The organism is Arthrobacter sp. MDT2-16 (assembly GCF_054510925.1).
The window spans coordinates 12,530-32,135 of the sequence record NZ_JBTNDP010000006.1 but is presented as its reverse complement, the minus strand read 5'-3'; the positions used below and the strand labels follow the sequence as shown (position 1 = coordinate 32,135).

The following is a 19,606-nucleotide window of genomic DNA, read 5'->3' as shown; positions in this document are numbered from 1 at the left end:
GCTGACGACCGTGCGGACGGAGTGCAGAAAACGGCGGGCGCCCTGTGTGAAAGCGCGGGAGGCGGGTACGGGACCAGTAGCCGGCGCCAGGACGTGCCGTGGTGAACGAGCAGACGACATCAAGGAGCGCAATGTCCATCAACTCCCAGCCACCCACCCTGCTTGATGTGCAGGACGACGACACCATCACCATCACCGACCCCCGCGACGGCAGCGAGGTGGGCACGCTGCCCTGCGCCGCCCGTGAGCAGGTGGCCCTGGCCGTCGCCCTGGCACGGACCGTGCAGCCCGAATGGGCTGCCACGAGTCCCGCCGACCGCGGCGCGGCCCTGCGGCGCGCCGCCGCAGCCCTCCGGGACGGAGCCCGCGAACTCGCGGAACTGAACGTGCGGGAGACCGGCAAGCCGCTCGCGGACGCGCTCGGCGGCATCGAGGCCGGGATCTCCACGCTCGAGCAGTACGCCGAACTCGGTCCGGTGCACCGCGGGCTGAGCCTGCGCGGAGCCGTCACCGCCACCGACTACACCGTCGCCGAGCCGCGCGGGGTCGCCGTGCTCCTGACGCCCTGGAACGACCCCGTGGCCGTGGCCGCCGGACTCATCGGAGCCGCGCTCGTCACGGGCAATGCCGTCATCCACAAGCCCAGCGAACGGTGCCCCCACGTGGGCGAGCTGCTCGGGCGCCTGCTGCAGCCCGCTTTCCCCGACGGTGTCCTCACCACCCTGACCGGCGGAGCCGGCGTAGGGCAGATGATCACCATGGAGACCGGCGTGGACGTCTTCGCCCACGTCGGCTCCAGTGCCACCGGGGCGCGCATCGCCCGCGCCGCGGCGCTCACCGGCGCGCACGTCATCCGGGAGAACGGCGGCAACGACCCCCTGATCGTCGACGCCGACGTGGACCCGGTGTGGGCGGCCGGCCAGGCAGCACTCGGTGCCTTCGCCAACAGCGGCCAGATCTGCACGTCCGTGGAACGCATCTACGTGCACCGGGCCATCGCCGAGCCCTTCCTCGCCGCCCTCGTCGAGGAGGCACGGAAGCGCAACGCGGAGGACGACCGGCAGCCGCTCGTGGACCGCGCGATGCGCGACCTCGTCGACGGGCAGGTCGCGGAGGCGATCGGCCTCGGGGCGACCTGCCTCGAGGGTGGTGCCGTGCCGGAGGGCCCCGGTGCCCACTATCCCGCAACGGTCCTCGCCTCCTGCACCGACGCCATGACGGTCATGACGGAGGAGACCTTCGGCCCGGTGGCGCCCGTGACCGTCGTGGACAGCTTCGACGAGGGACTGCGCCTGGCCGCGAGCGGGCCCTACGGTCTTGCCGCCTCGGTGCTCACGGCCGGCATCGCCCACGCGCAGCGGGCCATCGCCGGTCTGGCGGTCGGCACGGTCAAGGTCAATGCCGTCTTCGGCGGTGCGCCCGGCGGCGCCGCCCAGCCCCGCGGCATCAGCGGCGCGGGCTTCGGCTACGGGCCCGAACTGCTCGACGAGTTCGCCCTCGTCAAGGTGGTCCACCTCAGCGCGCCCCCGCAGGCGGGCGCATGACGGACGACGCGGTGCAGGACCACCCGGGTGCCGCTGCCGCCGGTGGCGACGAGGTGGCGCTCGACCTCTCGGAGGTCCGCGGCCTCGCGGCGTGGGTCCCGGCCGCCATCGCCGACCGGGCCCCGCTCGTCACCGTGATCGGTGACGCCATGCTGGACGGCTGGTGGAGCGGCACCATCGAACGGTTCTGTCGCGAGGCGCCGGCCCCGGTGGTGGACATCACCCGGCGCGAGTACGCCGCCGGGGGCGCGGCGAACACGGCGATGAACCTCGCCGCGCTCGGTGCCCGCGTCCGCATGTGCGGCCTGATCGGCACCGACGACGCCGGGAGGCGGCTGCGCGGCATCCTCGAGGACGCAGGCGTGGACACCACGCACCTGCTGCAGGACCCGCGCGTCGGCACCACCACCAAGTACCGGATCCTCGGCGGCGACCAGGTCATGCTCCGCCTCGACGACACGCCCGAGGAGATCCCCGCAGCGGCCGCCGCCGCGCTCGCCGCCACCATCCCCGACGCCGTCGCGGGCGCGGGCGCCGTCATGGTGTGCGACTACGGCTCCGGCGCGCTCGGCGGGGAGGTCCGCGCGACGCTCGCGCAGGCGTCCACCCTCGACCCCGGGACGCTCGTCGTCGTGGACGCGCACGACACCGCGGCGTGGTCCGCGCTGGGCCCGGACATCGTGACGCCGAACGCGCAGGAGGCCGCCCAGGTGCTCGGTGCGCGCCTCGACGCCCGGACGGACAGGGCCGCGGCCGTCACCGCCCGCAGCGGCGAGCTGCTCGCGGCCACGAATGCCGCCGCCGTCGTCGTGACCCTGGACCGGGACGGGACCGTGCTGCTGGGGCAGGACGGCGAGGAACACCGGACCTGGGCCCGGCCGGCCACGGAACGGCAGGCCTCGGGGGCGGGGGACACCTTCGTCGCGAGCCTCACCGCCGCGAGGGCCGCCGGGCTGCCGTTGACAACGAGCCTCGACCTCGCCCAGGCCGCCGCGGACGTCGTCGTCCACCGCCCGGGGACCTCCGTGTGCACGACGGCGGACCTCACGGGCCACCTGCAGCAGGCCGCGGACACGGCGCTGGACACGGACGAGCTCCTGCGCAGGGTGGCGGAGGACCGCGCCGCGGGGAAGCGGATCGTCCTGACGAACGGCTGCTTCGACGTGCTGCACCGCGGGCACACCCGCTCGCTCAACCAGGCCAAGCAGCTCGGCGACGTGCTGGTGGTCGCGCTGAACGACGACGCCGGCGTGCGCAGGCTCAAGGGCCCCGACCGTCCCATCAACCCGATCGCGGACCGGGCGGGCATCATCGCGTCCCTGAGCTGCGTGGACTACGTCACCGTCTTCGCCACGGACACCCTGGTGCCGCTGATCGAACTGCTGAAACCGGACGTGTACGCGAAGGGCGGCGACTACACCGCGCAGATGCTCGAGGAGACCCCCGCCGTCGAGGCCTGCGGGGGCAGGGTCAGCATCCTCGACTACGTCCCGGAGCGTTCCACGGCGGCGGTGGTCCGCAGGATCCGATCCATGCCGCTCGGCGGTGACGTGACGTGAGCCCGCGCTGGTCGGGGGAGTGGGCACTGGACGCCACCGCGGACGAGCCCGCGGTGGACGTGCTGATCCCGTCCTTCGGGCGCCCGGCGGAGCTGGCCGTGACGCTCGCGGGCCTCGCGGCGCAGGAGGGGGTCGCCTTCCGGGTGATCGTCAGCGACCAGACCGACGGCGATGCCGCCTCCTTCATCCAGCCCGCCGTCCGGGCCATGGTGCGCGTCCTCGAGGCCCAGGGACGCCAGGTGCGGCTCGAACGGCACCTGCCCCGGAAGGGACTCGCCGAGCACCGGCACTACCTGCTGGGGCTGGCACGCGCGCCACTGGTCCTCTTCCTCGACGACGACGTCTGGCTCGAACCCGGCTCGCTGGACCGCATGTGCAGGGCGCTGCGGGAGGCCGGCTGCGGATTCGTGGGCTCCGCGGTCCAGGGCCTGTCCTACCTCGGCGACCGCAGGCCCCACGAGCGGACCGCACTGGCGCTGTGGCCGGAGAACGAGGTGGTGCCCGAACGCGTCCGCCCGGGCACCGAGGGCTTCGCCCGCTGGCCGCTGCACAACGCCGCCAACCTGGCGCACGCCGCCGCCGACCTCGGCATCCCGCCCGGCGGGTGGAGGCTGTACCGCGTCGCGTGGGTGGGAGGGTGCGTCCTGTTCGACCGCGAGGCCCTCGTGGACTGCGGCGGCTTCGACTTCTGGGACCGCCTGCCGCCCGCGCACGCCGGGGAGGACGTCGCCGCCCAGTGGCGCGTCATGGAGCGCTACGGCGGGGCGGGCATCATCCCGTCCGGCGCCGTCCACCTCGAGGCGCCCACCACGGTCACCGACCGTGCCACAGACGCTGCCCGGGTGATCCTGGGCCAGTGACGGTGCGCCCGCCACGGGGGCACCACAGGAATCGAACCGACACGAAGGAGCACGACATGGCAGATCCGAGTCCGATCGACATCCAGAAGGCACTGGGCGGCATGGAGTACCCGGCCTCCAAGGAGGACCTCGTCAATCACGCCCAGGACAAGGGCGCCGACGAGTCGGTCCTCGAGACGCTGGGCAACCTGCCCGACCGCGAGTTCGACTCGCCCACGGACGTGAACAAGGAAGCGTCCAAGTAGGCCATGGACGACGGTGGCGCTCCATCCGGCGCGCCGCCGTCGTCGGCACTACCGGGGGGACAGCGGTGAGGAACGACGCGACGCACGCCTCGAACACGACACCGAGGACCACGAGCGCATCGAGGAGGCCGTGGTGACCCTCTCCACGCCGGACGAGCCGACACCCGGCTTCGGCGCCGACCCGCGGGCCTGACCCTCGGGTCGTGGGTTCAGACCCCGGCGACGTCGGCCGGCCGAGCGGTCGCCGCGTCCCCGGCGGGTGCCGCGGCGATGCTGACCATCCAGCTCACACCGAAACGATCGACGCACATGCCGAAGCTGTCGCCCCACGGCGCAAGGGCGAGGGGCAGGATCTCGGTGCCGCTGCCGGCGAGTGCGTCCCAGTACCCGCGGAGCTCCGTCTCGTCGTCGCCGCTGATCGACACGGAGTGACCGGCCGGCGGCGTGTACTCCATGCTGTCGGGTGTGTCCGCGGCCATGAGCACCTGTCCCGACGGCGTGGTGAGCATCGAGTGCATGATCTTGTGCTGCTCGGCAGGATCCTCGCTGAGCTGGAAGTCGGCGAACGTGCTGCGCTGCAGCTCGCCACCGAACACGGACTGGTAGAAGTCCATCGCCTCCCGGGCGGTGTCCTTGAAGTTCAGGTACGTGTTGATCGTCGCTGCCATGATGTCCGCTCTCTGCCGGGGGCCTGCGCCATGCCTTCGTGGTGACACGAGCGATTATGGTCCAGGCAGGACCTGCAGGGAAGGCCCGCCGATGACCGACCGAAGGGTCACTCGAGGGTCACCGGAGGCGCAGCGTCGGGCGGGTTGCTCCCGATGGTCCCGGTGATCAGGATCGGCGCTGGTCGATCGCGCCGGCGATCCTCTCCTCGAGATCGCTGATGGTGGCGTCGGGCAGGACGATCAGGCCGTCCAGCTCGCGCCGCGCGCGTCGGTAGGCCGTCTGGCGCTCGGCGGCGGTGGCGGCGCCGTCGATCGCGACGGTGACGAGCTTGCGTGCCGTCTCCAGGCGCTGCCGTTCCTCGGGGCTGAAGCCGCTGGCCCGCACGCGCCGGGCCTCGGTCTCGGCGACCTGGAACGCGACGTCGTACGAGGTGACCGCGGACCGGTAGGCGTCGAGGTCCTCGGAGGACATCGCGGAGGGGTCCTGCGGGCGCAGCGAGTCGGCCACGCGCTTGGCCCGGAGGAACGCGACCGTGAGCGGTTCCCGCACGTCCGTCATGGTCGGGTAGTCGATCAGCTTCGCCGCGTCGAGCTCGTAGGCCAACCACCTGCGGTCGACCTCGTCGTGCATGCGCTCCACATGCCGGACATCGCGTTCGCGACCACCCGGCCGGCCGGGGACGGCGTCGGGCTGGGCGTGCGCGCCGTGCAGCTCCCCGGGGTGCTTCAGGCGGTACATCTCCACCTTGCGCCGGTGCCGCCGCTCCGTGGCCTCGGACCACGACCTGCCCCAGATCGCGAACACGCCCGACAGCGGGAAGACGAGCCACCAGTAGCTGCCGGCGAAGGACAGGATTTCGTTCACGCGTCCATCGTAGGCCCGGGCTCCACGGGGCGGACCGGAGCGCGGGCCGTGGAGCCTGCGCGGCGGTGCGACGGTGGGGCCCGGTTGTCGCTGATCCGGGCCGTCGCACGGCGGTACGACCGGGAGAAGGGCCCGGACATGAACGAATCCCCGCCTCCCAGGCGGCGAGACCTGGAGGACGGGGATCCGATGTGCACCCCTCGGGACTTGAACCCGAAACCCATTGATTAAGAGTCAATTGCTCTGCCAATTGAGCTAGAGGTGCGTGGCGTTTTTCCTCCCGGTTTCACCCGGTTCGGTCATCCGCAACAGCATGAAACTCTACCAGCACTTCGGCCGAAACATGAAACCGGGTGCCGCATCACTGCCGGGCCACCCGGAGGATCCGCCCGCCACCGGATTCGTTGGTGGCCACGAGCAGTCCGCCGTCCACTCCGGCCGCCACGTCCCGCAGCCGCCCGTACTGCCCGTCGAAGTGGCTGACCGGCATCCCGGCGATGCCGTCACGGAGCGGGACCTGCCAGAGGCGCTGGCCCCGCAGGCCCCCGATGTAGGCGACGTCGTCGAGGATCGCCATGCCGCTCGGTGACGACGTCGCGGTGGACGGCCAGACCACCTGGGCGTCGGTGTACCGGGCATCGCCCGGTGCGCCCGTGACCTCCGGCCAGCCGTAGTTCCCGCCGGGCGTCACGAGGTTCAGCTCGTCGTCGACCTCCGGGCCGAACTCCGAGGCCCAGAGCCTGCCCGCGGAGTCCCAGCCGAGCCCCTGCACATTGCGGTGGCCCAGACTGTAGACCGGTGAGCCGGGCGTCGGGTTGTCGGCCGGGATGCCGCCGTCGGCCGTGATCCGCAGGATCTTCCCCCCGAGGGTCGCCGGGTCCTGCGCCGCGGCACGGACCCCCGCGTCCCCGGTGCCGACGTAGAGGTGGCCGTCCGGACCGAAGGCGAGCCGCCCGCCGTTGTGGATCTCCGCCTTCGGGATGCCGGTCAGGATCGGTTCAGGGGTCCCGAGCCGCCTGCCGGTCCAGGGGATCCTTACCACCCGGTTGTCCGTGGGCGAGGTGTAGTAGGCGTACAGCGCGTCGGGCGGCGCGTCCGGCGTACCGGCCCCGGAGCCCGGGGCGCTCACCGCCAGTCCGAGCAGGCCTCCCTCGCCGGTCGCGGATGCCGCCTCGGGGATGCTGCCGATGACCTCGGAGGTCCCACCGCCGACCCGCGTGATCCGGCCGGACTCGCGGTCCGAGACCACCAGGTCGCCGTCGCCCAGGACCACCACGGACCACGGGAGACCGAGCCCCGTGGCGGCCTCACCGGCATGGGTGAGATCCGGAAGCCCCGCGGGAGGGGCGTCCGCACCGGCAGGGGCCGTGGGGGCAGGGGCGGATGCGCCCGCGTAGACGGGCTCCGGTCCCGACGACACGGCCGTGCAGCCGGTCCCGGCCAGCAGCAGGGCTGCTGCGGCGGGCAGGGTGCGGGCGAGGAGGAGCGCAGGTGGCCGTCGTGCGGCTGGCATGCTCCGACCCTAGGCCCGGGGCCGGAGGGGTGTCCATCCACCGGGACCGCGGACGCACCACCGCGCCGACGGGCGCAGGGTGCCTCTAGGCTGGCGGCATGACGACCTCCGCCGCAGCCGCCCACCAGACCGTCCGGATCCTCAGCGTCCCGTCCGCCGACCTCCGCGACGCGCTCGCCGACGCGTCCCCGGCGGTCGACGTCGTCCTCTGGGACTTCGCGACCCCGCCCGCTGGCCTGGACCTGGCCACGCTCGATGCCGCCGTCCTGCCCTACACCGGCCGGGCCCACCTCGACGGCGCGCTCGAGGCCGCCCCGAACCTCAGGCTCGTGCAGACGCAGTCCACGGGGTACGACGGCGTCGCCGACCTCGTGGGACCGGACGTGGCCATCGCGACGGCGGCGGGCGTCCATGCGGCGGCGACCGCCGAGCTCGCCGTCGGGCTGGCCCTGGCCTCGCTGCGGGGACTCGACGACGCCGTCCGGCAGCAGGCCGAGGGCCGGTGGCACAGCGCCCGGTACCCGGGTCTGGCGGACCGCCGCGTGCTGCTCGTGGGTGTCGGCGGGATCGGCGAGGAGATCCGGCGCCGCCTGGTCACCTTCGAGGCGGAGGTGACGCGCGTGGGCAGCTCCGCGCGCGACGACGAACGGGGCCACGTGCACGGCAGCGACGAGCTCGTCGCCCTCGCCCCGCACCACGACGTCGTCGTCGTGATCACTCCCCTCACCGACGCCACGCGGGGTCTCATCGGTGCGGAGGTGCTCGCGGCGCTGCCGGACGGTGCGCTGGTCGTGAACGTGGCCCGCGGCGCCGTCGTGGACACCGACGCCCTGACCCGCGAGGTCGGGGCAGGGCGGCTCAGGGCGGCGCTCGACGTCGTGGACCCGGAGCCCCTGCCGGCGGACCACCCGCTCTGGAGTGCTCCCGGCGTCATCATCACGCCCCACGTGGGCGGCAACACGGAGGCCTTCCCGCCGAGGATCCTCGCGCTGCTCAAGCGCCAGGTCGAGCGGCTCGGCGAGGAGCGGGAGCCGGAGAACCTCGTGCGGCGGGGGCCGTGGGGCCAGGCGGTGGGTCCAGACCATCGGGGGGTCAGGTCATCGAGGCCTAGGACATCGCGATGAAGGCGTCCATGAAGGACGTGAAATCGATGACGTCCTCCTCCTGCTCCAGGCGCAGGGGAGTGCCCGGGCCGATGTCCAGCACGGGGTCGGGGGAGATGCCGAAGCGGAAGACCCGGCCGGTGCTCGTGCCCACCTCGTAGCTGCCGTCCCGGTCCCATTGCAGCGCATGCGCGAGGTTCGTCATGTTGATCTCGACGGGCACGCCCGCGCTGGTGATCGCGGTGAGATCCACGGGTGCGATCATCAGTTCGGCGGGCTTCCAGCGGTAGCCGACCACGTACGCGGTGGCCGCCGCCCCGCTGTCCGCCTGCGCTGACCGGGCCGCGAAGACCAGGTTGTAGTCGCCGTAGTTGGGGATCTGCCCGTCGAAGACACGGCGCAGGGCGTGCTTCAGCCCCTGTCCGCCGTCGAGCGGTGTGCTGGGATCGTGCGGCTCGTCGGGGGTCATATCACGCCATCGCGGTAGGGGGTGTCGGTCCGGAGCCCCGAGGCGGAGTCGCACCGGGCCCGGCCGGCAGGCGGAGGAGAATCGCCCGCGTGACCCACACTGTAGCGGAGCACGCGCGCGGCGCACGAGGGGTGCCGGGCGTCACGGATTCCTCCGGCGGGCTCCCCGGGGGGCCTGTAACGCGCGGGTCACATGGCGAAGGCGTGGTGTCCCTCCGGCCTAGACTGCTTGCATGAGCGTGGAGACAACCCCGGAGAAGACCCCAGACATCAAGCCCAGGAGCCGCGTCGTCACGGACGGCATCCATGCGGCACCGTCCCGCGGAATGCTGCGCGCCGTCGGCATGGGTGACGAGGACTTCGCCAAGCCCCAGGTCGGCGTCGCCAGCTCCTGGAACGAGATCACCCCCTGCAACCTGTCCCTCAACCGCCTGGCAGAGGGAGCCAAGGAGGGTGTGCACGACGGGGGAGGATTCCCCATGCAGTTCGGCACCATCTCCGTGTCCGACGGCATCTCCATGGGCCACGAGGGCATGCATTTCTCCCTCGTCTCCCGTGAGGTCATCGCGGATTCGGTGGAGACGGTGATGCAGGCCGAACGCATCGACGGCTCCGTGCTCCTCGCCGGCTGCGACAAGTCCCTGCCGGGCATGCTCATGGCGGCAGCGCGACTCGACCTCGCCTCCGTCTTCCTCTATGCGGGCACCATCATGCCCGGCTTCGCGAAGCTCGAGGACGGCACCGAGAAGGAGGTCACCCTGATCGACGCCTTCGAGGCGGTCGGCGCCTGCGCCGCCGGCAAGATGAGCCACAAGGACCTCGACAGCATCGAACGCGCGGTCTGCCCCGGCGAGGGCGCATGCGGCGGCATGTACACGGCGAACACGATGGCCTGCATCGGCGAGGCCCTCGGGATGTCCCTGCCCGGTTCGGCAGCGCCGCCCTCGGTCGACCGCCGTCGCGACATGTACGCGCGGAAGTCCGGCGAGGCGGTCGTGAACCTGCTGCGCCTCGGCATCACGGCCCGCGACATCATGACGAAGAAGGCGTTCGAGAACGCCATCGCGGTCACCATGGCGTTCGGCGGCTCGACGAACGCCGTCCTGCACCTGCTCGCCATCGCCCGCGAGGCCGAGGTGGAGCTGACACTCGATGACTTCACGCGCATCGGTGACCGCATCCCGCACCTGGGTGACCTCAAGCCCTTCGGCCGCTACGTCATGTTCGACGTCGACAAGGTGGGCGGCGTGCCCGTCATCATGAAGGCGCTGCTCGATGCCGGCCTGCTGCACGGCGACTGCCTGACGGTCACCGGCAGGACGCTGGCCGAGAACCTGGCCGAGATCGACCCCCCGGACCTCGACGGCAAGATCCTTCGCGCGCTCGACAACCCGCTGCACAAGACCGGTGGCATCACCATCCTGCACGGATCCCTGGCCCCCGAGGGCGCCGTCGTGAAGAGCGCAGGCTTCGATGCCGACGTCTTCGAGGGCACCGCCCGCGTGTTCGAGCGTGAGCAGGGCGCCCTCGATGCGCTCGATGCCGGCGAGATCCGGGCCGGCGACGTCATCGTCATCCGCTACGAGGGGCCCAAGGGCGGCCCCGGCATGCGGGAGATGCTCGCCATCACAGGCGCCATCAAGGGAGCCGGGCTCGGCAGGGACGTGCTCCTGCTGACGGACGGCCGGTTCTCCGGCGGCACCACGGGTCTGTGCATCGGGCACGTCGCACCGGAGGCGGTCGACGGCGGCCCCATCGCCTTCGTGCGCAACGGCGACCGCATCCGCGTGGACATCGCGGCGAAGAGTTTCGACCTCCTCGTCGACGAGGCGGAGCTCGAGCAGCGCAGGGTGGGGTGGGAGCCGCTCCCGGCCCGCTACACCAAGGGCGTGCTGGCGAAATACGCGAAACTCGTGCACTCCGCCTCCCAGGGCGCGTACACGGGCTAGGCCCGTACCGCCCGCCCGGGAGCACCCGGGCGGGCGGCGGCGAGCAGGGGTCTGTCCAACGACCGGACGAGATGTCCATGATGTGAGACAGGCGGGGGGTCGGTTGACACCATTTCGCGGGGGCGGGGAGACTACAGGTATGCAGCCCGAACCCGTAGTCGTCATTCTTATACAGCGCGTGGCCTGAAGCCCGTCCGGTAGACGACTGCAGTCACGCGCAACCCCTCGCAGAGCCCGACAAGGCCGAGGGGTTTTTTTGTCGGGACACCCACCGGCAGCGAAGAAGCGCAGGAAATCCGCAGTTCAGCCTGCAGCAGTGCAGCGAATGCTCCGAAGGAAGTCATCGATGTCCAAGGGATCGCCCATCAGCCCGGCGCTGCTGGCAGCAAGGCCGGCACCGCCCGCAGCACCCGCTCGGGAGACCGCACCCGCGGCTCCGGCGAGCCCCGTCCGGGGCCCCAACAACGTGGTCGCGCCCACCCCGATGCTCGGATCCGCGGCGATCGTCAGGTCGCTCGAGGAACTCGGCGTCGACGACGTCTTCGGACTGCCCGGCGGAGCCATCCTCCCCACCTACGACCCCCTCATGGCGTCCTCGCGTCTCCGGCACATCCTCGTGCGGCACGAGCAGGGCGCCGGCCATGCCGCCCAGGGCTACGCGATGGTGACCGGCCGGCCCGGTGTCTGCATCGCGACCTCGGGACCAGGGGCCACCAACCTGGTGACCGCCATCGCGGACGCGCACATGGACTCGGTGCCCATGGTCGCCATCACGGGCCAGGTCTCCAGCGCGTTCATCGGCTCGGACGCCTTCCAGGAGGCTGACATCGTGGGTATCACGATGCCGATCACCAAGCACTCCTACCTCGTCACCGATGCGCAGGACATCCCGCGCGTCCTCGCCGAGGCGTTCCACATCGCCACCACGGGACGCCCGGGCCCCGTGCTCGTGGACGTCGCCAAGGACGCGCAGCAGTCCACCATGACGTTCTCCTGGCCGCCGAAGGTCGACATCCCCGGCTACCGGCCCGTGGTGCGCGGCCACGCGAAGCAGGTCCGCGAGGCCGCACGCCTCATCGGTGCCTCGCAGCGCCCCGTCTTCTACGTGGGCGGCGGCGTCGTGAAGGGACACGCCTCGGCGGAGCTGAAGGAGCTCGCGGAGCTCGTCGGCGCGCCGGTGGTGACCACCCTCATGGCCCGCGGTGTCTTCCCCGACTCGCACCGGCAGCACGTGGGCATGCCCGGCATGCACGGCTCCGTCTCCGCCGTGACCGCACTGCAGCAGGCGGACCTCCTCATCACCCTCGGCGCGCGGTTCGACGACCGCGTCACGGGCGTGCTGTCCAGCTTCGCGCCGAACGCGAAGGTCATCCACGCGGACATCGACCCCGCGGAGATCTCGAAGAACCGCGCCGCGGACGTGCCGATCGTCGGATCGGTGAAGGAGATCATCCCGGAGCTGACCGCGGCGGTCACCGACGCCTTCTCCGCGCAGGAGCGCCCCGACATCTCGACCTGGTGGAGGACCATCGACCACCTCCGCGAGACCTACCCGGTGGGCTTCACGCAGCCCGACGACGGCCTGTCGGCACCGCAGCAGGTCATCAAGCGCATCGGCGAGCTCACCGGCCCCGAGGGCGTCTTCGTCTCCGGCGTGGGGCAGCACCAGATGTGGGCCGCGCAGTTCATCCGGTACGAGCGCCCGCACGCCTGGCTGAACTCCGGCGGCCTCGGGACCATGGGCTATTCCGTCCCCGCCGCGATGGGCGCCAAGGTGGGCAACCCGGACCGCGTGGTGTGGGCCATCGACGGTGACGGCTGCTTCCAGATGACCAACCAGGAGCTCGCGACCTGCGTCATCAACAACATCCCCATCAAGGTCGCGGTGATCAACAACTCCTCGCTCGGCATGGTGCGGCAGTGGCAGACCCTGTTCTACGAGGGCCGCTACTCGAACACCGACCTCAACACCGGCCACGACACCGTCCGCGTGCCGGACTTCGTGAAGCTCGCCGACGCGTACGGCTGCGTGGGCCTGCGCTGCGAGCGGGACGAGGACATCGACGCGACCATCGAGCAGGCGCTGGCCATCAACGACCGCCCCGTGGTGATCGACTTCGTCGTGAGCCGGGACTCGATGGTGTGGCCGATGGTGCCCTCCGGTGTCAGCAACGACCTCATCCAGATCGCCCGGAACATGACCCCGACCTGGGAGCAGGAGGACTGACCATGGCACGCCACACACTCTCCGTACTCGTCGAGGACGTACCCGGCGTCCTGACCCGGGTGGCCAGCCTCTTCGCCCGCCGCGCGTTCAACATCAACTCCCTCGCCGTCGGCCCCACCGAGATCGTCGGCATGTCCCGCATCACCGTGGTGGTCGAGGCCGAGGGTGACCTGCTCGAGCAGGTCACCAAGCAGCTCAACAAGCTCATCAACGTGCTGAAGATCGTCGAACTGACCACCGAGCAGTCGGTGCAGCGCGACCACGTCCTGATCAAGGTCCGGGCCGACGCCGCCACGAGGCTGCAGGTCACCCAGGCCGCGGACCTGTTCCGTGCGTCGGTGGTCGACGTCGCGATCGACTCGCTCATCATCGAGGCGACGGGCACACCCGAGAAGCTCTCGGCGCTCCTGTCCGTCCTCGAGCCGTTCGGGATCCGCGAGATCGTGCAGTCGGGCACGCTCGCGATCGGGCGCGGCGCGAAGTCGATGAGCGGCTCGAGCCAGGCCCTGCGCAGCGCCTGAGCACACCAGCACCACCAGCAGACCTTTCCAGCACCACCATCTGAAGGAGAACCACCCGTGACCGAGATGTTCTATGACGACGACGCCGATCTGTCCATCATCCAGGGCCGCACCGTGGCCGTCATCGGATACGGCAGCCAGGGCCACGCCCACGCGCTGAGCCTCCGTGACTCCGGCGTCGACGTGCGCGTCGGGCTGAAGGAAGGATCGGCGTCGCGCGCCAAGGCCGAGGCCGAGGGACTGCGGGTGGTATCGGTGGCCGAGGCCACCGCCGAGGCGGACCTCATCATGGTGCTCACCCCCGACCAGGTGCAGCGCCACGTGTACAAGGAGGACATCGCCCCGAACCTGCAGGCCGGTGACGCCCTGTTCTTCGGCCACGGCTTCAACATCCGCTTCGGCTACATCCAGCCGCCCTCCGACGTCGACGTCGCGCTCGTGGCCCCCAAGGGTCCCGGGCACATCGTCCGCCGCGAGTTCGAGGCCGGCCGCGGCGTCCCCGACCTCATCGCCGTCGAGCAGGACGCGTCCGGTACGGCGCGCGACCTCGCCCTGTCCTACGCCAAGGCGATCGGCGGCACCCGGGCGGGCGTCATCGAGACCACCTTCACCGAGGAGACCGAGACGGACCTCTTCGGCGAGCAGGCCGTGCTGTGCGGCGGTGCCTCGCAGCTGGTCCAGTACGGCTTCGAGACGCTGACCGAGGCAGGCTACAAGCCCGAGGTCGCCTACTTCGAGGTGCTCCACGAGCTCAAGCTCATCGTGGACCTCATGGTCGAGGGCGGCATCGCCAAGCAGCGCTGGAGCGTCTCCGACACAGCGGAGTACGGTGACTACGTCTCCGGCCCCCGCGTCATCACCCCCGAGGTGAAGGAGAACATGAAGGCCGTCCTCGCGGACATCCAGAACGGTGCCTTCGCCAAGCGCTTCATCGACGACCAGGACGCCGGAGCGCCCGAGTTCGCCGCGCTGCGCAAGAAGGGCGAGGACCACCCGATCGAGAGCACGGGCCGCGAGCTGCGCAAGCTCTTCTCGTGGATCAAGACGAGCGACGACTACACCGAGGGTTCCGTGGCGCGCTAGCGCCGTCTCCTCCCGGCAGGGCACCCGCCTGGCGCTCGACGACGAGCGGGTGCCCTGCCGGACGTGTGTCCGGCCGCCTCCGGTCCTGCCCGGCCCCGCGCGCCGCCCCTGATCCGCCTCCCCAGCCCCGAAGGAAATTCCCGTGACCCCCAAGCCCGTCGTCCTCCTCGCCGAAGAACTCTCACCCGCCACCGTCGAGGCCCTCGGACCCGATTTCGAGATCCGCAGCACCGACGGCGCCGACCGCGCCCAGCTCCTCGCTGCACTCGCCGACGTCGACGCCGTCCTGGTGCGCTCCGCGACCCGCATGGACGCGGAGGCCATCCAGGCGGCCCCGCGGCTGAAGGTGATCGCCCGTGCCGGCGTGGGGCTGGACAACGTGGACATCAAGGCCGCCACCCGGGCGGGCGTCATGGTGGTGAACGCCCCGACGTCGAACGTCATCTCCGCCGCCGAACTCACGGTGGGCCACATCCTGAGCCTGGCGCGGAACATCCCGCAGGCCAGCGCCGCCCTGAAGGCGGGGGAGTGGAAGCGCTCGAAGTACTCGGGCACGGAGCTGTACGAGAAGACCATCGGCATCATCGGGATCGGGCGGATCGGTGCCCTCGTCGCGGCGCGGCTGCAGGGGTTCGGCACGCAGATCCTCGCCTACGACCCCTACGTCACCTCCGCGCGCGCGGCGCAGCTGAACGTCCGGCTCGTCCCCCTCGAGGAGCTGCTGCGGGAGTCGGACTTCGTGACGATCCACATGCCGAAGACGCCGGAGACCGTCGGGATGCTCGGCGCCGAGGCCTTCGCGCTCATGAAGGACACCGCGTACGTGGTCAACGTGGCCCGCGGCGGCCTCGTGGACGAGGAGGCCCTGCACGCGGCACTCGCGGAGGGGCGGATCGCAGGAGCCGGCGTGGACGTCTTCGTGACGGAGCCGAGCACCGACCTCCCGTTCTTCGCCCACGACGGCGTGGTGGTGACCCCGCACCTCGGGGCGTCCACGGCCGAGGCCCAGGAGAAGGCCGGGATCTCGGTGGCGAAGTCCGTGCGGCTGGCACTGGCCGGTGAACTCGTGCCCGACGCCGTGAACGTGGCCGGCGGCGTGATCGACCCGGCCGTCCGCCCCGGCATCCCGCTCATGGAGAAGCTCGGCCGTATCTTCACGGCCCTGACCCACGCCTCGCTCACGCAGATCGACATCGAGGTGGCCGGCGAGATCGCGGCCCTCGACGTCAAGGCCCTCGAGCTGGCGGCCCTGAAGGGCGTCTTCACCGACGTCGTCTCCGAGCAGGTCTCCTACGTGAACGCGCCGATCCTCGCGGAGCAGCGCGGCGTCACCTCCCGACTGATCACCACGTCCGAGTCCGAGGAGTACCGCAACGTGCTCCGCCTCCGCGGGGCGCTCTCCGACGGCACGCAGATCTCCGTCGCCGGGACACTCACCGGTCCGAAGCAGGTGGAGAAGCTCGTGGGCGTGAACGGCTACGAGCTGGAGATCCCCATCAGCGACCACCTCCTGGTGCTGCTCTACACCGACCGCCCCGGCGTGATCGGTGCCCTCGGCCGGCTCCTCGGCGAGCGGGACATCAACATCGCCGGCATGCAGGTGTCGCGGAACAAGGAGGGCGGCCAGGCGCTGTCCCTGCTCACCGTGGACAGCTCCGTGCCGCAGGACGTCCTCGACGCCATCCGCGCCGAGATCGGGGCCACCGTGGCCCGGGAAGTGGACCTGCAGGACTGATGACCACCCACCACCTCCCGGCCGAACAGGCGACCGCCACCCAGGTCCTCTCGCGGGACACCCCACCCGTGCTGACCGTGCAGCCGGGGGACCGGGTCGTCGTCGTGTCCCTCGACGCGTCGGGACACCTCGAACGCCAGGCAACGCCCGGGGCGGGAACGCAGTACCGGTTCCCGGACCGGCGGGGCCATGCCCTCACGGGTCCGATCGCTGTCACCGGAGCCGTGCCGGGTGACGTGCTGGCCGTCCGGTTCGAGTCGTTCGAGCCCGCCGCCTGGGGCTGGACGGCGGCCGGCCGGCAGGAGGACGACTTCTCACGCGCGCTCGGCCTGGAGGGCACGGACCCCGCCTGGCTGCTGTGGGACCTCGACGCGGCGGCAGGGACGGGCACGAACCAGTACGGGCACACCGTCCGCCTGTCCCCGTTCCTCGGCGTGGTGGGGCTGCCGCCGTCCGAGCCGGGGGAGCACTCCACGACGCCGCCGCGCGCGGCCGGGGGCGGGAACATCGACTGCCGGGAGCTGACGGCCGGATCCACCCTGTTCCTCCCGGTCACCGTGCCCGGCGCGATGCTGCACCTCGGCGACGGCCATGCGGCGCAGGGCGACGGCGAGGTGGGTGGCACCGCCATCGAGTGCGGCATGACCACCACGGTCACCGTCGACGTCGTCCGGGACGCGCCGCTGCGGAGCATCCACGCGCTGACGCCGACCGCGCGCATCACGTTCGGGTTCGACGCGGATCTGAACCGGGCGACGGCGGAGGCCCTCGGTGCGATGCTCACGTGGCTCCAGCAGCTGTACGGACTCGAACGGAAGGCCGCGCTGGCCCTGGCCAGTTCCGTCGTCGACCTCCGGGTGACGCAGATCGCGAACCGGACCTGGGGCGTCCACGCCGTGCTGGGACTCGACGCCGTCGGGCGGGCCTGAGCGGACGCCGGAACCCGTACCCGGGCTAGGGTGCGCCGTCGCACTTGGGCGAATCCGTGTGCACCGGGGTAATTTCATAGTGTGACCTCCGCAGACCCGAAGCCCCCGTTCTACATCACCACCGCCATCTCCTACCCGAACGGCGTGCCGCACATCGGGCACGCCTACGAGACGATCGCCGTCGATGCCATGGCGCGCTTCAAGCGCCTCGACGGCTTCGACGTGATGTACCTGACGGGCACGGACGAGCACGGCCTGAAGATGCAGCAGGCGGCGGACCGCGAGGGCATCCCGGTGCGGGACCTCGCCACGCGCAACGCGCGGGCGTTCCAGGACATGAACGACGTCGTCGGGACCTCCTACGACCGCTTCATCAGGACCACCGACGAGGACCACTACGCCGCGGCGACCGAGATCTGGAAGCGCATGGAGGCGAATGGGGACATCTACCTCGACAAGTACGCCGGCTGGTACTCGGTGCGGGACGAGGCGTTCTGGGCCGAGGAGGAGACCGAGGTCCGCGAGGACGGCGTGCGGTACGCGAAGGAGACCGACACCGAGGTCACCTGGACGGAGGAGGAGAGCTACTTCTTCCGGCTCTCGGCCTACCAGCAGAAACTGCTGGACCTCTACGAGGCGCAGCCGGAGTTCGGTGCGCCGCAGCCCCGCTTCAACGAGGTCATCTCCTTCGTGCGTCGCGGCCTCGAGGACCTCTCCATCAGCCGCACCACGTTCGACTGGGGCGTCCCGGTGCCCGGCAACCCCCGACACGTCATGTACGTCTGGGTGGACGCGCTCACCAACTACCTCACCGGCGTCGGCTTCCCCGACACCGGGTCGGAGCGGTTCCGCAGGTTCTGGCCGGCGGACGTGCACGTGATCGGCAAGGACATCTCGCGCTTCCACGCCATCTACTGGCCCGCGTTCCTCCTGTCCGCGGGGCTGGAGGTCCCTCGGCGCGTCATGATCCACGGCTTCCTGCACAACAGGGGCGTGAAGATGTCCAAGTCCCTCGGCAACACCGTCGCGCCGGCCGACTGGGTGGACCAGTACGGCCTGGACCAGGTGCGCTTCTTCCTCCTGCGGGAGGTCCCCTTCGGCGCGGACGGCTCCTACAGCCACGAGGCCGTCGTGGGGCGCATGAACGCCGACCTCGCGAACAACTTCGGCAACCTCGCGCAGCGCTCGCTCTCGATGGTGGCCAAGAACTGCGACGGCGCCGTCCCGCAGCCGGGGGAGTTCGCCCCGGCCGACACGGAGATCCTCGACCGGGCGCACGCCCTGCTCGAGGCCAGCCGCGCCGCCTACGAGAAGCAGGAGTTCTCCCGGGCGCTCGAGGCCGTCTGGGCGGTGCTCGGTGACACGAACGCCTACTTCGCGGACCAGCAGCCGTGGGTCCTGCGGAAGACGGACCCCGGACGCATGGACACCGTGCTCTACGTGACGCTGGAGGTGCTGCGGGTGGTGGCGATCCTCACCCAGCCCGTCATGCCGGACGGCGCGGGGCGGATCCTCTCCGCCCTCGGCCAGGGGACGGCGGACGACGATGCGCGGCGCCTGTTCAGCGCACTGGGCGGGCGCATCGAACCCGGCACCGCACTGCCCGCGCCGTCACCGGTGTTCCCGAAGTACGAGGAGCCCGCCGGGGCATGAGCCGCCCGTCCGGGCCGTGGTCGCGGCTCGGCCCGGCGCCGGGTTCCTCCGGGACCACGCGCGGCGCCGGACGGATGCCGGGTCCGCCGTCAGCGCCGCAGGAAACGTGCGGGGGCGGTCTCCCTCATGACGCGTGCCACGGTGTCCTGCTGGCGCTTGGACGCATCGAGCAGGTGCTCGAGAGCGGTCCGGTTGAGCACGGCATCGCCCGCACTCGCCGACGCCTCGGGCACCAGCGCGAGGAGCGTGGACCACAGCGACTCCTTGCCCCGGAGCAGCGACTGCAGGGCCTCGAGCTCCAGCTGCGCGCCCGCCGTCGCCTTGCGGCGCAGCGGATTGAGCGGGTCGAGATCCGCCACCAGTGACATGGCCCGGGCAGCCGCCATCTTGACCACGCCGGGGCGGTGCCCCAGGGATCTGATCAACCGTTCGAGGAATGCGCGCTCCTCGTTGATCTCCTCGCGCAGTCGTGCGAAGTCCTTCTCATAGGGCGTCCCGGCCCACGAGACGCGTGCGGCCTTGAACAGCCGCACCCCGTTCGTGGCGCCGACCAGGTGCAGGTCCAGGTAGGGCAGGAGGGTGTCCAGGTCCAGCTGGTGCAGGGGAATGCCGTCCTCGACGCGTGTCATGGGCTGTCCTTCCATCGGATTGTCCAGCACATCACCCTACGGCAGCGCGGCGCGG

18 protein-coding genes and 1 tRNA gene are annotated in these 19,606 nt (G+C 71.3%); 13 read left to right on the top strand and 6 right to left on the bottom strand.

Translation table 11 applies throughout. The features are described 5' to 3' along the window. Positions 1-131 precede the first annotated feature (131 nt). The 5 genes from ACX80N_RS11550 to ACX80N_RS11530 are packed head-to-tail and all read left to right on the top strand — an operon-like array spanning position 132 to position 4,401. Positions 132-1,544 (top strand): aldehyde dehydrogenase family protein, encoded by a 1,413-nt coding sequence (locus ACX80N_RS11550; protein WP_459339504.1) that lies wholly within the window; start codon positions 132-134, stop codon positions 1,542-1,544. After that, entirely contained in the window at positions 1,541-3,103 is a 1,563-nt protein-coding gene (locus ACX80N_RS11545; RefSeq protein WP_459339503.1) for a PfkB family carbohydrate kinase, read from the top strand. Before ACX80N_RS11550 ends, ACX80N_RS11545 begins: the two co-directional genes overlap by 4 nt. Beyond that, the gene (locus ACX80N_RS11540; RefSeq protein ID WP_105030918.1) at positions 3,100-3,963 is read left to right on the top strand and encodes a glycosyltransferase family 2 protein; all 864 of its coding nucleotides are present in this window, start codon (positions 3,100-3,102) and stop codon (positions 3,961-3,963) included. The genes ACX80N_RS11545 and ACX80N_RS11540 overlap by 4 nt, the downstream gene beginning before the upstream one ends. A gap of 56 nt (positions 3,964-4,019) precedes the next feature. Beyond that, a complete protein-coding gene (locus tag ACX80N_RS11535; RefSeq protein ID WP_459339502.1) occupies positions 4,020-4,208 on the top strand; it encodes a DUF2795 domain-containing protein in 189 nt (62 codons plus the stop codon). 13 nt (positions 4,209-4,221) lie between these two features. Next, a complete protein-coding gene (locus ACX80N_RS11530; protein ID WP_459339501.1) occupies positions 4,222-4,401 on the top strand; it encodes a hypothetical protein in 180 nt (59 codons plus the stop codon). A gap of 16 nt (positions 4,402-4,417) precedes the next feature. On the opposite strand, the gene ACX80N_RS11525 is transcribed toward ACX80N_RS11530, so the two are convergent. From ACX80N_RS11525 to ACX80N_RS11510, 4 genes are all read right to left on the bottom strand, one after another. Further along, positions 4,418-4,876 carry a VOC family protein gene (locus ACX80N_RS11525; protein WP_105030915.1) on the bottom strand — a complete coding sequence of 153 codons (459 nt, stop codon included), beginning with the start codon at positions 4,874-4,876 and terminating at the stop codon, positions 4,418-4,420. Between the two features lie 166 nt (positions 4,877-5,042). Beyond that, positions 5,043-5,741, bottom strand: coding sequence for a hypothetical protein (locus ACX80N_RS11520; RefSeq protein ID WP_459339500.1), 699 nt, complete (start codon positions 5,739-5,741; stop codon positions 5,043-5,045). 192 nt (positions 5,742-5,933) lie between these two features. Beyond that, positions 5,934-6,006, bottom strand: a tRNA-Lys gene (locus ACX80N_RS11515). Between the two features lie 96 nt (positions 6,007-6,102). Further along, complete coding sequence (locus tag ACX80N_RS11510; protein WP_459339499.1) at positions 6,103-7,254, bottom strand: PQQ-dependent sugar dehydrogenase; 1,152 nt, start codon at positions 7,252-7,254, stop codon at positions 6,103-6,105. A gap of 98 nt (positions 7,255-7,352) precedes the next feature. Between ACX80N_RS11510 and ACX80N_RS11505 the strand changes: the two genes are divergently transcribed. Beyond that, positions 7,353-8,378, top strand: a complete 1,026-nt coding sequence (locus ACX80N_RS11505; RefSeq protein ID WP_459339498.1) for a 2-hydroxyacid dehydrogenase — start codon at positions 7,353-7,355, stop codon at positions 8,376-8,378. Here the strand turns inward: ACX80N_RS11505 and ACX80N_RS11500 are convergent. Further along, positions 8,362-8,826: a hypothetical protein gene (locus ACX80N_RS11500; RefSeq protein WP_105030911.1), complete on the bottom strand. Its 465-nt coding sequence runs from the start codon at positions 8,824-8,826 to the stop codon at positions 8,362-8,364. The genes ACX80N_RS11505 and ACX80N_RS11500 overlap by 17 nt on opposite strands. 232 nt (positions 8,827-9,058) lie before the next feature. On the opposite strand from ACX80N_RS11500, the gene ilvD reads away from it, so the two are divergent. From ilvD to metG, 7 genes are all read left to right on the top strand, one after another. Then, complete coding sequence (gene ilvD / locus ACX80N_RS11495; protein ID WP_459339497.1) at positions 9,059-10,774, top strand: dihydroxy-acid dehydratase; 1,716 nt, start codon at positions 9,059-9,061, stop codon at positions 10,772-10,774. Positions 10,775-11,120: 346 nt separating this feature from the next. Beyond that, positions 11,121-13,001, top strand: a complete 1,881-nt coding sequence (locus tag ACX80N_RS11490; protein ID WP_459339496.1) for an acetolactate synthase large subunit — start codon at positions 11,121-11,123, stop codon at positions 12,999-13,001. 2 nt (positions 13,002-13,003) lie between these two features. Then, entirely contained in the window at positions 13,004-13,522 is a 519-nt protein-coding gene (ilvN, locus tag ACX80N_RS11485) for an acetolactate synthase small subunit (protein WP_105030908.1), read from the top strand. 57 nt (positions 13,523-13,579) lie between these two features. Next, positions 13,580-14,605: a ketol-acid reductoisomerase gene (gene ilvC, locus ACX80N_RS11480; RefSeq protein WP_105030907.1), complete on the top strand. Its 1,026-nt coding sequence runs from the start codon at positions 13,580-13,582 to the stop codon at positions 14,603-14,605. A gap of 142 nt (positions 14,606-14,747) precedes the next feature. Beyond that, complete coding sequence (gene serA / locus ACX80N_RS11475; protein WP_459339495.1) at positions 14,748-16,340, top strand: phosphoglycerate dehydrogenase; 1,593 nt, start codon at positions 14,748-14,750, stop codon at positions 16,338-16,340. Beyond that, a complete protein-coding gene (locus tag ACX80N_RS11470; RefSeq protein ID WP_459339494.1) occupies positions 16,340-17,269 on the top strand; it encodes an acetamidase/formamidase family protein in 930 nt (309 codons plus the stop codon). Before serA ends, ACX80N_RS11470 begins: the two co-directional genes overlap by 1 nt. An 81-nt stretch (positions 17,270-17,350) precedes the next feature. Beyond that, positions 17,351-18,922 (top strand): methionine--tRNA ligase, encoded by a 1,572-nt coding sequence (gene metG / locus ACX80N_RS11465; protein WP_459339493.1) that lies wholly within the window; start codon positions 17,351-17,353, stop codon positions 18,920-18,922. Positions 18,923-19,011: 89 nt separating this feature from the next. Here metG and ACX80N_RS11460 read toward each other — a convergent pair whose 3' ends face one another. After that, positions 19,012-19,551, bottom strand: a complete 540-nt coding sequence (locus tag ACX80N_RS11460) for a hypothetical protein (RefSeq protein ID WP_459339492.1) — start codon at positions 19,549-19,551, stop codon at positions 19,012-19,014. Positions 19,552-19,606: the final 55 nt, after the last annotated feature.